The sequence below is a fragment of the Arsenicibacter sp. R0_47 genome, from assembly GCF_057652235.1.
Map to the genome: position 1 here is coordinate 257,187 of NZ_JBYFCJ010000001.1, position 13,435 is coordinate 270,621.

At 53.5% G+C, this 13,435-nt stretch carries 13 protein-coding genes; 8 read left to right on the forward strand and 5 right to left on the reverse strand.

Annotated features, from left to right (window positions below; genetic code table 11):
• Nucleotides 1–109 precede the first annotated feature (109 nt).
• Nucleotides 110–2,056, reverse strand: coding sequence for an ABC-F family ATP-binding cassette domain-containing protein (locus AC23NW_RS01075; RefSeq protein WP_487447127.1), 1,947 nt, complete (start codon nucleotides 2,054–2,056; stop codon nucleotides 110–112).
• Nucleotides 2,057–2,221: 165 nt separating this feature from the next.
• Here AC23NW_RS01075 and AC23NW_RS01080 point away from each other — a divergent pair, with 165 nt between their 5' ends.
• On the forward strand, nucleotides 2,222–3,241 hold the full coding sequence (locus tag AC23NW_RS01080; protein WP_487447128.1) for an SDR family NAD(P)-dependent oxidoreductase: 1,020 nt from the start codon (nucleotides 2,222–2,224) through the stop codon (nucleotides 3,239–3,241).
• On the opposite strand, the gene recF is transcribed toward AC23NW_RS01080, so the two are convergent.
• Nucleotides 3,235–4,353, reverse strand: coding sequence for a DNA replication/repair protein RecF (recF, locus tag AC23NW_RS01085; RefSeq protein ID WP_487447130.1), 1,119 nt, complete (start codon nucleotides 4,351–4,353; stop codon nucleotides 3,235–3,237). The two genes, AC23NW_RS01080 and recF, sit on opposite strands and share 7 nt — an antisense overlap.
• Nucleotides 4,354–4,592: 239 nt before the next feature.
• On the opposite strand from recF, the gene pdhA reads away from it, so the two are divergent.
• The 7 genes from pdhA (at nucleotide 4,593) to serS (ending at nucleotide 10,774) form a co-directional block, all read left to right on the forward strand.
• Nucleotides 4,593–5,633, forward strand: coding sequence for a pyruvate dehydrogenase (acetyl-transferring) E1 component subunit alpha (pdhA, locus tag AC23NW_RS01090; protein ID WP_293834223.1), 1,041 nt, complete (start codon nucleotides 4,593–4,595; stop codon nucleotides 5,631–5,633).
• A gap of 191 nt (nucleotides 5,634–5,824) precedes the next feature.
• Nucleotides 5,825–6,067, forward strand: coding sequence for a DUF4926 domain-containing protein (locus AC23NW_RS01095; RefSeq protein ID WP_487447132.1), 243 nt, complete (start codon nucleotides 5,825–5,827; stop codon nucleotides 6,065–6,067).
• Between the two features lie 159 nt (nucleotides 6,068–6,226).
• On the forward strand, nucleotides 6,227–6,922 hold the full coding sequence (locus AC23NW_RS01100) for a tetratricopeptide repeat protein (RefSeq protein ID WP_487447134.1): 696 nt from the start codon (nucleotides 6,227–6,229) through the stop codon (nucleotides 6,920–6,922).
• A gap of 128 nt (nucleotides 6,923–7,050) precedes the next feature.
• A complete protein-coding gene (ribH, locus tag AC23NW_RS01105) occupies nucleotides 7,051–7,554 on the forward strand; it encodes a 6,7-dimethyl-8-ribityllumazine synthase (protein WP_487447136.1) in 504 nt (167 codons plus the stop codon).
• 85 nt (nucleotides 7,555–7,639) lie between these two features.
• Nucleotides 7,640–8,974 carry an aspartate kinase gene (locus tag AC23NW_RS01110; protein WP_487447138.1) on the forward strand — a complete coding sequence of 445 codons (1,335 nt, stop codon included), beginning with the start codon at nucleotides 7,640–7,642 and terminating at the stop codon, nucleotides 8,972–8,974.
• Between the two features lie 108 nt (nucleotides 8,975–9,082).
• Nucleotides 9,083–9,400, forward strand: a complete 318-nt coding sequence (locus AC23NW_RS01115) for a nucleotidyltransferase domain-containing protein (RefSeq protein WP_487447140.1) — start codon at nucleotides 9,083–9,085, stop codon at nucleotides 9,398–9,400.
• A 102-nt stretch (nucleotides 9,401–9,502) separates the two neighbouring features.
• On the forward strand, nucleotides 9,503–10,774 hold the full coding sequence (serS, locus tag AC23NW_RS01120; RefSeq protein WP_487447141.1) for a serine--tRNA ligase: 1,272 nt from the start codon (nucleotides 9,503–9,505) through the stop codon (nucleotides 10,772–10,774).
• 51 nt (nucleotides 10,775–10,825) lie between these two features.
• Here the strand turns inward: serS and AC23NW_RS01125 are convergent, their stop codons facing one another.
• Genes AC23NW_RS01125 through AC23NW_RS01135 form a run of 3 tightly spaced genes read right to left on the reverse strand, consistent with a single transcriptional unit; the run spans nucleotide 10,826 to nucleotide 13,416 of the window.
• A complete protein-coding gene (locus tag AC23NW_RS01125; RefSeq protein WP_293834216.1) occupies nucleotides 10,826–11,095 on the reverse strand; it encodes a hypothetical protein in 270 nt (89 codons plus the stop codon).
• Nucleotides 11,096–11,130: 35 nt separating this feature from the next.
• Nucleotides 11,131–12,375, reverse strand: coding sequence for an NAD(P)/FAD-dependent oxidoreductase (locus tag AC23NW_RS01130; RefSeq protein WP_487447142.1), 1,245 nt, complete (start codon nucleotides 12,373–12,375; stop codon nucleotides 11,131–11,133).
• A 42-nt stretch (nucleotides 12,376–12,417) separates the two neighbouring features.
• The gene (locus AC23NW_RS01135; RefSeq protein WP_293834214.1) at nucleotides 12,418–13,416 is read right to left on the reverse strand and encodes a 4-hydroxyproline epimerase; all 999 of its coding nucleotides are present in this window, start codon (nucleotides 13,414–13,416) and stop codon (nucleotides 12,418–12,420) included.
• Nucleotides 13,417–13,435: the final 19 nt, after the last annotated feature.

Genomic DNA, 13,435 nt, shown 5'->3' on the forward strand with positions numbered 1-13,435 from the left:
CCCCCGGCTTTGAGCTCACCGCCAGGGTTGGCTTCTGGTGTTTTATTTATTAAAAAAATGTGGTGGCACGACTTTGCGTCGTGCCACCACTAGCATAAGTATCTCAGAATTAACCTAGTTTCGCTTCCAGTTGCTCGGCTTCGAGCATGGCGCTTTCCCACTGGGACTGCAGCTGATCAATCTGGTTCGTCAGCCGGTGATATTCGTCGTTTTTGGCCTGCATCAGCTTGTCGTCGCCGTAGGTCGACGGGTCAGCGAGTTCGGCTTCGAGTTTGCCCTTGCGCGCTTCCAGCTGACTGATTTTGCCTTCCGCTTCTTCTGCCTGCTGATTGGCTTTTTTCAGGGCCTTCTGTAGGTCCTTACGCTCATTATCGTTTGCTGGTGCGACAGCGGCCGGTTTTGGCGCTACCGGTGCCGGAGCGGGTTTATTGTCAGTAAAGGCATTTTTAACGCCCTGCTCTTTCCGTTCTTCCAGCCACGTTTCGTATTCGTCGTACGTGCCCGGATATTCCTTAATCTGTTCGTCTTCGATGTACCAGATCTTGTTGGCAATCTGCGACACAAAATACCGGTCGTGAGAAACCACCACGTATGTGCCCTCGTACTGCGCCAACGCCTGAATCAGGATGTTGACCGATTGCATGTCAAGGTGGTTGGTCGGTTCGTCAAGCAGCAGGAAGTTCGCCTGTGACAGCAGTACTTTTGCCAGGGCAACCCGAGATTTCTCACCACCCGACAGTACTTTAATTTTCTTGAACACATCGTCGCCCGAGAACAGGAAACAACCCAGAACACCCCGCAGCTCCCCTTCATTTTTTTCAGGGTTGGCCTGCTTCAGCTCTTCCAGCATGTTGTCGTCGACATTCAGCGATTCGAGCTGGTGCTGGGCGTAGAAGCTGAACAATACGTTGTGGCCAAGCCGGCGTTCGCCTTCCACCGGTTCGTTACCGGCAATGATCCGCAACAGCGTTGACTTACCACGGCCGTTGGCGCCGATGAGGGCCACTTTGTCGCCCCGCTCCAGCCTGATGTCGGCACGGGTCAGGATGCGTTTTTCGCCGTAAGCTTTGCTGATATCGTCCAGGTGCAGGATGTGGCGGCCTGGCTGTGTCGAAAAATTGAATTTAAAGTTAACGCGTGCGTTTTCGTCGATTACATCGTCAATCATATCCATTTTTTCGAGCAGTTTCACACGGCTCTGAGCCTGCTTGGCCTTCGAGGCTTTAGCCTTAAACCGCTCAATAAATCGCTCGGTCTGCCGGATTTTGGCCTGCTGGTTCTCGTACGCGCCTTTCTGAATTTCGTTCCGCTGGGCTTTCTCTTCCAGATAGAATGAGTAGTTGCCAGGGTAATAATTCAGCTTCGCACCTGATACTTCAACCGTAACATTAATTACGTTATCGAGGAATTCGCGGTCGTGTGAGACCACAATCACGGCACCTTCGTAGGTCTGAATGTATTTTTCCACCCACTGGATCGAGGGTAAGTCCAGGTGGTTGGTTGGTTCGTCAAGCATGAGCAAAGACGGCTTCTGGAGCAGGAGTTTGGCGAGCATTACCCGCATCCGCCAGCCCCCCGAAAACATCCGCAGCGGCTTTTGGAGGTCGGCTGTCGAGAAGCCCAGACCTTCCAGAATTTCTTCGGCCCGTGACTGCACGGTATATCCGTCCAGGGATTCGAATTCTTCCTGAGCACGGCCCAGTTTGTCCACCAGATCGTCGGTGTAGTTCGTTTCCATCTGGTGCAGCAGCTCATCAATGATCGCCTGTAGCTTGTTCTGGCGCTCAAAGGCCTGCATGGCTACCGACAGAATCGAGTCGTCGGTCTGATACGAAAGCAGGTCCTGATTCAGGAACCCTATGGTTACGTCACCGGCCTTCGAAATGGTGCCGCCGTCGGGCTGGTATTCACCAATGATGATCCGTAGTAACGTAGATTTGCCTGTTCCGTTGAGACCGATAAGGCCGATTTTCTGGCCAGGCTTGATATGTAGCGAAGCATTTTCGTACAGTGCCCGGCTACCCAGATAGTACGACAGGTTGGTAATCGAAATCATTCGGCAAAGGTACCAAATTTGCGTGGGATGGTAGCATTCCGGCCGGAAGGAGCGACAAAAAATACCCTGGCAGCCCATTCGCTCATTTCCAGCCGGATGGCCTAACATTCGTCCGGACGGGCTGTTGAATTGGGTAGGTCTATCATCCGAACGGGACAAAAGCGTATGCGTACAGGAAAAGCATGGTTGTGGGGGCTCGCAGGAGCAGGGGCAGTATGGGCGGTAAAACAGCTGATCCGGCAACGCCGCCGCATGGAATTTACCGGTAAAACAGTGGTTATCACCGGCGGGTCGCGCGGGCTCGGTCTGGTGCTGGCCCGGCAACTGGCCGAGGCGGGTGCCAACATCGCTCTGTGCGCCCGCGACATTCAGGAGCTCGAACGGGCTAAACAGCAGATTCTGCCCTATAATCCGCTCGTGCTGACGTATCCCTGCGACGTTACCGACCGCGATCAGGTCAATACCTTTATCAGCGATGTGATTCAGGTATTCGGCAAAATCGACGTGCTGATTAATAATGCCGGCATTATCCTCGTATCGCCTTTAGCACACCTGACCGATACTGATTTCAGGGAGTCGATGGACACGAATTTCTGGGCGAGCTACTACACCATTAACGCCGTGCTGCCGCATATGCGCCGGCAGGGGATGGGCCGGATCGTCAATATTGCCTCATTTGGTGGTAAGGTATCGGTGCCGCACCTGTTGCCCTATTCGGTCAGTAAGTTTACGCTGGTCGGGTATTCAGAGGGTTTACGGGCCGAACTACAGTCCGGCAATATTCTGGTAACGACCGTATGCCCCGGCCTGATGCGGACCGGAAGCCCGCGCAATGCCACGTTCAAGGGGCAGCACGAAAAAGAATATGCATGGTTCAAAATCGGGGATTCGCTGCCGTTCCTGACGATGGAAGCTGAGGAAAGTGCCCGGCAGATTCTGGATGCCTGCCGCCACGGCGACGCCGAACTGATTATCTCGTGGCCCGCTAAACTGGCGAATGCCGTTCATGGGCTCATGCCTAACCTGACGGCGGAGGCGCTGGCTTTGGTGAACGACTGGCTGCCGGAGCCGGGCGGCATCGGGGAAAACCGGCGGCTGGGCAAGGAAAGCGAAACGGCACTGTCGGCATCACCGCTTGCCCGGCTTACTGACCAGGCAGCCGTCGCCAACAACGAAGGTTACTGACCAATCCGGAAAAAACGGACATCGGCCTGCACACCGTCCAGAAGCTGGGTGGTGCGTTCGGGCCGAGCATCGGTAATGATCAGCTGGCCAAACGTCCGGTCCTCCATAAGCCGGATCAGCTTGCCGATCCGGATGTCGTCCAGTTTATCGAAAATATCGTCGAGCAGCAGAATGGGCTTAATCCCTTTTTCCTGCTTAAGCTGCTCAAACTGCCCGAGTTTCAGGGCGATTACAAAGGTTTTCTGCTGGCCCTGCGACCCGAACTTCTTCAGGGCAGTAGTACTGCCGTCGGGCATGCCAAGCAAAAACGAGTAATCGTCCTTATGAACGCCCATGGTAGTCCGTTGCAGGGCGACATCGCGGCGCCGGTTCTGCCGGAACTGAGCGGCAAAGTCCGGATTGCCTACTTCCGATTCGTAGACAATATCCGCTTGCTCGCGGGCGTCGCTCAGGTACGTGTAATGTGCCCTGAACTGGGGCAGAAATTCCGCCACGAACTGCGCCCGCCGTTTATGAATCCGTACGGCGAGTTCGAGCATGGGCTCGTCGTAGGTGTCCAGCAGGTCATGGTCAACGTTGCCCCGTTCGGCAAAGAGCTTCAGAACGCTGTTCCGCTGTTTCAGAATCTGCTGATACATCAGGTAATCACGCAGGTAATCCCCGTCGAGCTGCGACAGCACGCCGTCGAAAAAATGCCGCCGGTCTTCGCTGTGTTCACGCACCAGGTCGGTATCATTGGGAGCAACGAGCACCACCGGAAACCGGCCGATATGCTCGCTTACTTTCTCATAAGGCTTTTTGTCGGCCATCAGCACCTTGCGCTGGCCGCGCTGGAGACTCACCGTAATCTGCACGCGGTTCTGGCCCGCTTCATCGTCGGCGTCCTTATAAAAAAAACCGTCGATGATAAAATAATCAGCGTCGTGGTTGATTGTCAGCGTATCCTGCGACTGGAAGGCGCTTTTGCTCAGGGTCAGAAAATAAACGGCATCCAGCAGGTTGGTTTTACCGCTACCGTTGGGTCCCACAATCACGTTGATTTGCGGGCCGAAGGTAAACCGGCCATCTTCGTAGTTTTTAAAATTGGTCAGGCTGAGCTTTTCCAGATGCATGCGCGCTGATTTTTGGGGAGCAAAAGCGGTGGAAAACCGGCAAAATTCCGGTTTTCGTCAGTCTTTTTTCTATTGTCTCCCGTCAAGTGTCTTAAATAATCCGATAATGCGTAATTTCGCAGCCGGGTTGTAAAAGCCTGTTCGTCTGTCCGGCAGATGAACTGAACTCGCTATTGGCAACAAAGATACGGTTGGATTGTTCAACTGACAGTAGTAAGGCCGACACTGAAATAAGCATTATGGCAAGCGTCAAAGAAAAAACGAAAAAGGGCGACACGCCAGCCGCCGCAAAGACTGAGCATCCCAAAGAGCGGTACATGTACTGGTACGAATCGATGGTATTGCAACGGAAATTTGAAGAGAAAGCCGGCCAGTTATACGGTCAGCAGAAAATCCGGGGCTTTTGCCATCTTTACATTGGTCAGGAAGCCTGTTCGTCAGGTTCGTATTCTGCCTTGACCAAAGATGACAAGTGGATTACGGCCTATCGTGACCATGGTATCCCGCTCGCACTGGGTTCTGACCCGAACGCGATCATGGCCGAATTATTTGGCAAGCAAACCGGTTCGTCGAAAGGCAAAGGCGGCTCGATGCACATCTTCGATAAGTCAGTGAACTTCGTTGGTGGTCACGGGATCGTAGGTGCACAGATTCCGCTGGGTGCCGGTCTGGCTTTCGCCGAAAAATATAACAAGACACAAAACCTCTGCATTTGTTTCTTCGGTGACGGTGCGGTTCGTCAGGGTGCGTTACACGAAGCGTTCAACATGGCGATGACATGGAAGCTGCCGGTGATTTTCGTTGTGGAAAACAACGGATACGCCATGGGTACTTCCGTGGCACGGACCTCGAACGTGACGGAGCTGTATACCCTCGGTGAAGCTTACGACATGCCGTCGGAGCCGGTTGATGCGATGGACGTAGAGGCCGTACACGATGCCGTGAGCCGTGCTGCCGACCGTGCCCGCGCCGGTGAAGGCCCGACCTTCCTCGAAATGCGTACGTACCGCTTCCGTGGTCACTCCATGTCGGATCCGCAGAAATACCGGACCAAAGAAGAGGTTGAGCAGTATAAACAGCGCGACCCGATCGAGCAGGTACGGGCAACTATTCTGGAGCGCAATCTGGCAACAGAAGAAGACCTGGCGGCTATCGACAAGAAAATTAAGGGTATCGTTGAGGAATCAGTGAAGTTTGCCGAAGAGTCGCCATATCCGGCGGCTGACGAAGCGTTCAAGGACGTTTACGTGCAGAAGGATTATCCGTTCCTGATGGAATAGGCACAGTATATACAGACAAGAGGTTGGTCTATCGCCGCAACTGCACAGCAGGGAGGCCGGCAGACCAGCCTTTTTTTGTGCCTGAAAAAATCTGGTCCGCTATTTGCTATGGGAAAGAAGCGGTTTCAGTATTATTTTAAACAACCGTACCGGCTGTCAGTTGTCATCAGATAGATTATTTGTCAATTGATATGGAAGAGTTTTCATTGGTTGTTCTTGAAGAGAATCCGGCGAATAGCCGGCTCCGGAAGGGCGACGTCGGTACGATTGTTACGGTATACGGAGAAGGTAAGGCATACGAAGTCGAGTTTGTAACGCTCAAAGGTGAATCCGTTGCGGTTGAAACACTGCTGCCGCACCAGATCAGAGAGGTCCGGACTACAGAAATGATGGCCGTCCGGGACCTGACTGACGGGGTAAGCGGGGTGGTCTGACAAGCGTTCAGCCGGCAGGCAGATTTCCGGAAGCGTGCAGCGATTCGGTTTTCGTCGTGAAAAAAGCCAAATATCTAAGTACCAAAACACTTTTTTTGAAACCGAAGCTTTTTTGAAAATCGAAAAGTTCCTAATTTTGCGTTCCAAATTAAACGCTGTATGAGCAAAAAGAACACGGGACTGGAATTTCTGGAAGATCCGGACGCATTGGCCGGTCAGTTGGAACGTGCGGAAGACTTTTTCCAGGAAAACCGTAACATTGTTGTAGGCATAGTTGTAGGCCTGTTTGTGGTTGTTGGTGGATTCTTCGGCTATCGGTATTATATGAGTACACAGGATGAAGAAGCACAAAACAAACTTTTCCAACCTGTTTATCAGTTCGAAGCCGATTCGCTGAAACAAGCATTGAACGGCACCGGTGCAACGACGGGTCTGCTGTCTGTTGCGGATAACTATGGGTCAACAAATGCCGGTAACCTGGCTGAGTTCTACGCAGGTGTTGCCTTACTGAAAGAAGGTAAGTACGACGATGCGATTGAGCACCTGAAAGGTTTCAGCTCATCAGATCTGCTGGTACAGGCGCGTGCCTACGCCCTGGTTGGTGACGCCTATATGGAAAAGAAAAGCTTTGACGACGCCATCAGCTATTACCAGAAAGCGGCGGACTACAAGCCGAACAAATTCTTTACGCCCGGTTATCTGACGAAACTGGCTGTTGCTTACGAACAGGCCAAGCAGAACGATAAGGCTATCGAAACGTACAACACGATTATTGATAAATACGCTGAGTCGGCTGATGCCGTGAACGCCAAGAAGTATAAATCCTTGCTCGAAGCACAGGCCGGCGAGTCATAAGCGTACGTACATAAGCTACTACCAGAAGGACAACGTCGGCCAGGCGTTGTCCTTTTTTTTAGTCTGAGATTCAGCCGTGACGGGCAGGTATCCTGGCTCATTCAGTCAAACAGAAACAGATCGTTATCATGTCATCAGCCCATAAGAATCTAAGCGTTTTCTCGACAGAAAACATACCGGATATCAGCCATCGCCGGTTTGCCATCGTGGTCGCCGAGTGGAACCACGAAGTAACCGAAGCGCTCTTCGAAGGCGCCTATAACACACTCCTGGCGTATGGTGCCTCGGCCGACCGCATTATCCGTGGAAACGTACCGGGCAGTTTTGAACTGACACTGGGAGCGCAGTGGTTTGCCAACCGCGATGATATTGACGCCGTAATCGCGCTTGGCTGCGTGATTCAGGGGGAAACCAAGCACAACGACTACATCAATCACGCCGTGGCACAGGGCCTCACCAATGTCAGCCTGAAAAGCGGCAAACCGGTGATTTTCGGGGTACTGACACCCAACGACCAGCAACAGGCACTCGACCGGGCAGGTGGCAAACATGGTAACAAAGGCGACGAAGCCGCCATGACCGCCATCAAAATGCTCGGCCTCCAACAACAGGTTTATAGTTTCACTTTCTAATGAGTGATTGGGTGAATGAGTGATTGAGCGAAACGGTTTTGCAGCAATCACTCATTCACTCAATCGCTAATTCACTCAATTAAAAATGCACGTCTGGAAATTTGGCGGAACATCGGTGGGCAAGCCTGAACGCATGCACTCGATTCGCAATTTGGTGACCTCGGATGGGGGTCGGAAATTTGTTGTTTTATCGGCCCTGTCGGGTACGACCAATGCGTTGTTGTCGATTGCTGAGTCGCTGAAAGCGAACCTGCCCGACGAAGCAGGCGAGAAGATGGAACACCTGAAGGCGCATTACGACTCGTTTATCCGCGAACTGTATAAAACGTCTGAAGGCTTCGCAAAAGGCCAGCAGATTATCGAAAATGAGTTCTCGTTTATCCGTTCGCTGACAAAAAACCGGCCGTTTACCCTGAAGCAGGAGAAAGAGCTCGTTGCGGAAGGTGAACTGCTGAGTACGCAGATGTTTGCGGCCTATCTGGAAGAGCAGGGCGTACCATCGGTACTGCTGCCGGCGCTGGAGTTCATGCGGATTGACGCCGATGGCGAGCCTGAACTGGACTTAATTGAACAAAAGCTCCGCGAAATCATGCGGGGACACGATGACAAGGAAATTATTGTGACGCAGGGCTTTATCTGCCGCAACCCGCGTGGTGAGGTCGATAACCTGAAACGCGGCGGATCGGATTATACGGCTTCGCTGATCGGTGGCGCCATCCGTGCGGCAGAGGTACAGATCTGGACCGACATCGACGGTATGCATAACAACGACCCGCGGATTGTGAAAAAAACCTTCCCGATCCGTGAGCTGACCTTTGACGAGGCTGCAGAGCTGGCCTATTTCGGTGCCAAAATTCTGCACCCGTCAACGATCACGCCGGCCAAGCTGCGTGGCGTACCGGTTCGTTTGAAAAACACGATGGATCCGGAAGCGCCGGGGACACTGATTGCCGAGCGCACCAGCACGTCGTCGGATCAGGTATTCAAGGCGATTGCCGCCAAGGATGGCATTACGGCCCTGTATATCCACTCCACCCGTATGCTGAACGCCTATGGCTTCCTGCGCCGCATTTTTGAGATTTTCGAGAAGTACAAAACGCCGGTCGATCTGATTGCGACGTCGGAAGTATCGGTGTCGGTAACGATTGACAATACGACGAATATTCAGGCGCTGACGGACGAGCTGCGGACGTTCTGCGATCTGGAAGAACCGGACTACGATCAGGCCATTGTCTGTGTGGTAGGTAATTTCAGTGCCGACCACCCGGGTATCGCCCTGAAAGTGCTGGAATCGCTGAAAAATATTCCGATCCGGATGATTTCGTACGGCGGGACTGAGCACAATATTTCCCTGCTGATGCATGGCCGCTATAAGGCCGAGGCCCTGAATGCGCTGAACGAAGGATTGTTCGGCCTGTAACAGACGGCCCCGGTACATCAGACATGTGCCGGGGTCTTTTGTTATACCGGCTGCCGTGCCGCTATCCGGTGCTTATTCTGTAACTTCGTAACGGTAAATGGCTGCGATATGAAAAAAATCAGCAAGCGTCTTTTTCTGAAACAGGTAAAAGAAAGCATATTAGCAATTGATCCGGAGGCGGAAGTTTATTTGTTCGGTTCCCGGGCAAGAGGTGACTACCGTCGTAATTCTGACTGGGATTTTCTGGTATTGACGGATAAGACGCCCGATCAGAAACTGGAATACGCCATATGGGATACCTTTACAGAGTTGGAACTGGCTTCAGAGCAGATTATTAACCCAATTGTCCACGAAAAGCGTGAGTGGGTTAAACGGCCGGCGTCGCCTTTATACGGCAATATTTCTCTCGATGGAAGACCAATCTGAAACGCGGGGATTATTCAGTATACACCGGAAAAGATACTGCCATTATTAGAGGAAACTGAAGAATTTATAGCTGCCATCGAGCAACTACTAACCAATTAAACAATGCTACAACTTCCCTTCATCCGTGAGAATAAAGAACTGACACTCGCGGGCCTAAAAAAGAAACGGGTGGCAAATGCCGACGAAGCGGTAGAGCAGGTACTGACGCTCGACCAGCAACGCCGTGATACACAGAAAGAACTCGACGACGTGCTGGCCCGATCAAATGCGAAGGCTAAGGAAATCGGGGCGCTGATGAAGTCAGGCCAAAAAGAAGCTGCCGAGGCCGCCAAAGCCGAAACGGCTGAGCTTAAAAGCCGCTCGAAAGAACTGGAAGAAAGCCTGAAAACGCTGGAACAGCAAGTAATGGACGTACTGGTTACCCTGCCGAACCTGCCCCACAGCAGCGTACCGGAAGGCCGCTCGGCCGAGGATAATGAGGTGGTGCTGGAAAACGGCGACAAACCGGTATTGGGCGATGATGCCTTGCCGCACTGGGACCTGATTAAGAAATACAACATCATTGATTTTGAACTGGGTATCAAGATCACGGGTGCCGGCTTCCCGGTCTACAAAGGCAAGGGGGCCCGTATCCAGCGGGCACTGATCAACTTCTTCCTCGACAAGGCGCTGGAGGCCGGTTATCTGGAAGTGCAGCCGCCGATCCTGATCAACAAGGATTCAGGCTTCGGTACGGGCCAGTTGCCGGATAAGGAAGGGCAGATGTATTTTGCCACTGCCGATGAGCTGTACCTGATTCCGACGGCGGAGGTACCCATTACGAATCTGTACCGCGATGTGATCGTAAGCGAAGACCAGCTGCCGGTCAAAAACGTAGGGTATACACCTTGTTTCCGCCGCGAGGCCGGTTCATGGGGTGCGCACGTACGTGGCCTGAACCGGTTGCACCAGTTCGATAAGGTAGAGATCGTGCAGATCCGCAAGCCGGAAGAATCGTATCAGACGCTGGAAGAAATGAGCCTCTATGTGCAGGGCCTGTTGCAGGACCTCGAACTGCCTTATCGTGTGCTGCGGCTCTGTGGCGGCGATATGGGCTTTACGTCGGCCCTGACGTATGACATGGAAGTATGGTCGGCGGCGCAGCAGCGGTGGCTGGAAGTAAGCTCTGTTTCAAACTTTGAAACGTATCAGGCTAACCGGTTAAAGCTGCGTTATAAGGTAGAGGGGAAAACCCAGTTGTTACACACGCTGAACGGCTCCGCGCTGGCTTTACCGCGTATTCTGGCGTCTATTCTGGAAAACAACCAGACACCGGAAGGTATCCGTATTCCGAAAGTACTGGTGCCGTACTGCGGTTTTGAGGTGATTAATTAATTTGAACGGCCCTTCCAGGAAGTTTAAAACTTCCTGGAAGGGCCGTTCAAATTAACAATTACACGAGTAATTGTCGTATCCGGGATAATTCGGCGAAATAACGCCGTTGATGCTCACAATCTTTTTAACCGGCACTTCCTGACCGGTGGCCAGCAGTAGTGTATCGGTATCATTCTGCGATGCGCGGCCTTTCACCAGCACATCCGCTTTAATAAACTCGTGCAGATCCGTCATGTATTCGAGACGGACAAACCGGCGTTCTGCCGCTGCCGCTGTAATTTCCTGTTCAAACGTGTTGAGTACGGTTGTTGTCGATTCCATAAAAGTGTCCTCGTTTTATAGAATAACAAACGCACCTAGCTGAAACGTTCCGGATTGAACGGGGCCAGATCAAGGCTCGTTGTCTGTCCCGATAACGCTTCCGCAACCAGCTTACCTGTTGCCGGTCCGAGGCTGACGCCCATCATGCCGTGCCCCGTTGCCAGCACCAGATTCTCAAAACGATGCACATGGCCGATGTACGGAATACCGTCCGGCGAGCAGGGACGCAGCCCCCGCCATACCGATTCCGCCGCCGGCAGCTTAACCGTCAATTCGGGATAGTAGCGGTTGATGGCTTCGGAAATGCCCCGTACGCGGTTCATATTCACCCGCATGTCGGTACCGGCCACTTCGAGTGTTCCGGCAAAACGCAGGCTGTTGCCGATCGGCGTGGCCGTGGCGCGGGCTTCGAGCATAATGGCCGGCACACGGATGTTCGCGGGCAGGTCGGCCTGCATGAAGCTGTAGCCTTTGCCGCCCTGCAGGGATAGCGACAAGCCCAGCAGTTTCGCCAGTTCCGGCGACCAGGCACCGGCTGCAACAACCACGGCATCGGTTTTGTACGCGCCTTTGTTGGTAATCACCTGCTGAATGGCTTTGCCTTGTGTCTCAAACCGGACAACATCTTCCCCTTCGGCAATAGCAACGCCCTGCTTCCGCAGGTACGCGACCAGCTCCTGAATCAGTTTATTCGGGTTGATGTGTGCGTCGCCGGGGTAGTACACGGCGCCGCGCACGGTAACACTTACGTCGGGTTCCAGCGCCTGAACGCCCGCACACGAGAGCACCTGTGCGTCGATACCGGCGCGGTTGGCAATCCGGGCTTCTTCGCCCATTTCGTGTTCATTGTCCTGCGTCTGGTACAGCATCAGCAGCCCGCGCTCGTGCCAGCCGAAGTCAGCGGTGCCCGAAGCCGCCAGGTCCTGATACAGTTTCTTGCTGAGCAGACTCAGGTCGCGGAGTACGGGAATGGCCCGTTCTACGTGCTCTTCCGTCGAATGTTGCCAGAAAAGGTAGCCCCACCGCATCAGCTCCCGGCTGAGTCGTGGCTTCACGTAAAAGGGGCTGGTTGATTTCAGCATCCAGCGCATGCCTTTGGCGATCATACCCGGCTGGGCGAGCGGAATGATGTGGCTCGGCACAATCATACCGGCATTGCCGTGCGAGCAGCTGTCGGCAAAATGATTCCGTTCAATGAGCCGGACGGTGTGGCCGGCCTGTTGCAGGTAATAGGCCGAGAATAACCCGTTTACCCCTCCACCAATAATGGTAACGTTCATAGAGCAGCAAAACACCGGACAAAACGTTGTCCGGTGCTGTGTTTAGATAACCTGAAATCCGTGTACGTACGGGTCTTCTTCGTCGAATAAAATATGGTTGAACCCGTGAATAATGGCCCAGCCTTCAATGCTCGGCACAATCGCCGGTTTGCCGCCCAATTCGGTTTCGGCTTCGATCCGGCCGATAAACTTCGAACCGATGATGCTTTCGTGAATAAATTCTTCGCCTGGTTTCAGCCAGCCTTTGGCGTACCACTGCGCGAGCCGCGCCGATGTGCCCGTGCCGCACGGTGACCGGTCGATGGCCTTATCACCGTAAAAAACAGCGTTACGGGCGGTCGATGTCGGGTCGAGCGGTTCGCCGGTCCAGAGAATGTGGCTCAGGCCGCGGATCGTCTCGTTTTCAGGATGCACAAAGCTGTGGTGTTCGTTGAGGCGTTGCCGCAGCACACGGCTCCACATGACCAGCTGATCGGCGGTGTAGTGTTGTAGTCCCGGAAAGTTCGGCTGCGGGTCAACGATGGCGTAAAAGTTGCCGCCGTAGGCCACATCTACCGTCAGGGTGCCTAAATCCGGGCATTCCACGGTCAGGTTTTCGGCGGCCAGATACGACTTGATGTTCGTGATTTTCACCGACTTCACCTTACGGCCTTCCTGCCGGTATTCGATCCGGACCAGCCCCGCCGGTACTTCCAGATGCAGTAGTCCCGGTGTTTTGGGCGTAATAAGCCCCTGCTCAATGGCAACGGTTACGGTCCCGATGGTGCCGTGGCCGCACATGGGCAGACACCCCGACGTTTCGATAAACAGCACCCCGGCATCGTTGGCCGGATCCGACGGCGGGTACAGAATACTGCCCGACATCATGTCGTGACCCCGTGGCTCAAACATAAGCCCTTTCCGGATCCAGTCGTATTCGGCCAGAAAATGCTGCCGTTTTTCGCTCATCGTTGCGCCCTGCAGGTGCGGGATGCTACCGCCCGTTACCACCCGGACAGGGTTGCCGCAGGTATGGGCGTCGATGCAGAAGAATGTTTTCATCAGAAGACAAAAGAATAAG

Excerpts from the sequence above, each read along its gene's own strand:
- recF (WP_487447130.1), bottom strand. The coding sequence starts at position 4,353 with ATGCATCTGGAAAAGCTCAGCCTGACCAATTTTAAAAACTACGAAGAT.
- AC23NW_RS01115 (WP_487447140.1), top strand. The coding sequence starts at position 9,083 with ATGAAAAAAATCAGCAAGCGTCTTTTTCTGAAACAGGTAAAAGAAAGC.
- AC23NW_RS01130 (WP_487447142.1), bottom strand. The coding sequence starts at position 12,375 with ATGAACGTTACCATTATTGGTGGAGGGGTAAACGGGTTATTCTCGGCC.
- ribH (WP_487447136.1), top strand. The coding sequence starts at position 7,051 with ATGTCATCAGCCCATAAGAATCTAAGCGTTTTCTCGACAGAAAACATA.
- AC23NW_RS01095 (WP_487447132.1), top strand. The coding sequence starts at position 5,825 with ATGGAAGAGTTTTCATTGGTTGTTCTTGAAGAGAATCCGGCGAATAGC.
- AC23NW_RS01135 (WP_293834214.1), bottom strand. The coding sequence starts at position 13,416 with ATGAAAACATTCTTCTGCATCGACGCCCATACCTGCGGCAACCCTGTC.
- AC23NW_RS01080 (WP_487447128.1), top strand. The coding sequence starts at position 2,222 with ATGCGTACAGGAAAAGCATGGTTGTGGGGGCTCGCAGGAGCAGGGGCA.
- AC23NW_RS01125 (WP_293834216.1), bottom strand. The coding sequence starts at position 11,095 with ATGGAATCGACAACAACCGTACTCAACACGTTTGAACAGGAAATTACA.
- AC23NW_RS01075 (WP_487447127.1), bottom strand. The coding sequence starts at position 2,056 with ATGATTTCGATTACCAACCTGTCGTACTATCTGGGTAGCCGGGCACTG.
- pdhA (WP_293834223.1), top strand. The coding sequence starts at position 4,593 with ATGGCAAGCGTCAAAGAAAAAACGAAAAAGGGCGACACGCCAGCCGCC.
- serS (WP_487447141.1), top strand. The coding sequence starts at position 9,503 with ATGCTACAACTTCCCTTCATCCGTGAGAATAAAGAACTGACACTCGCG.
- AC23NW_RS01100 (WP_487447134.1), top strand. The coding sequence starts at position 6,227 with ATGAGCAAAAAGAACACGGGACTGGAATTTCTGGAAGATCCGGACGCA.
- AC23NW_RS01110 (WP_487447138.1), top strand. The coding sequence starts at position 7,640 with ATGCACGTCTGGAAATTTGGCGGAACATCGGTGGGCAAGCCTGAACGC.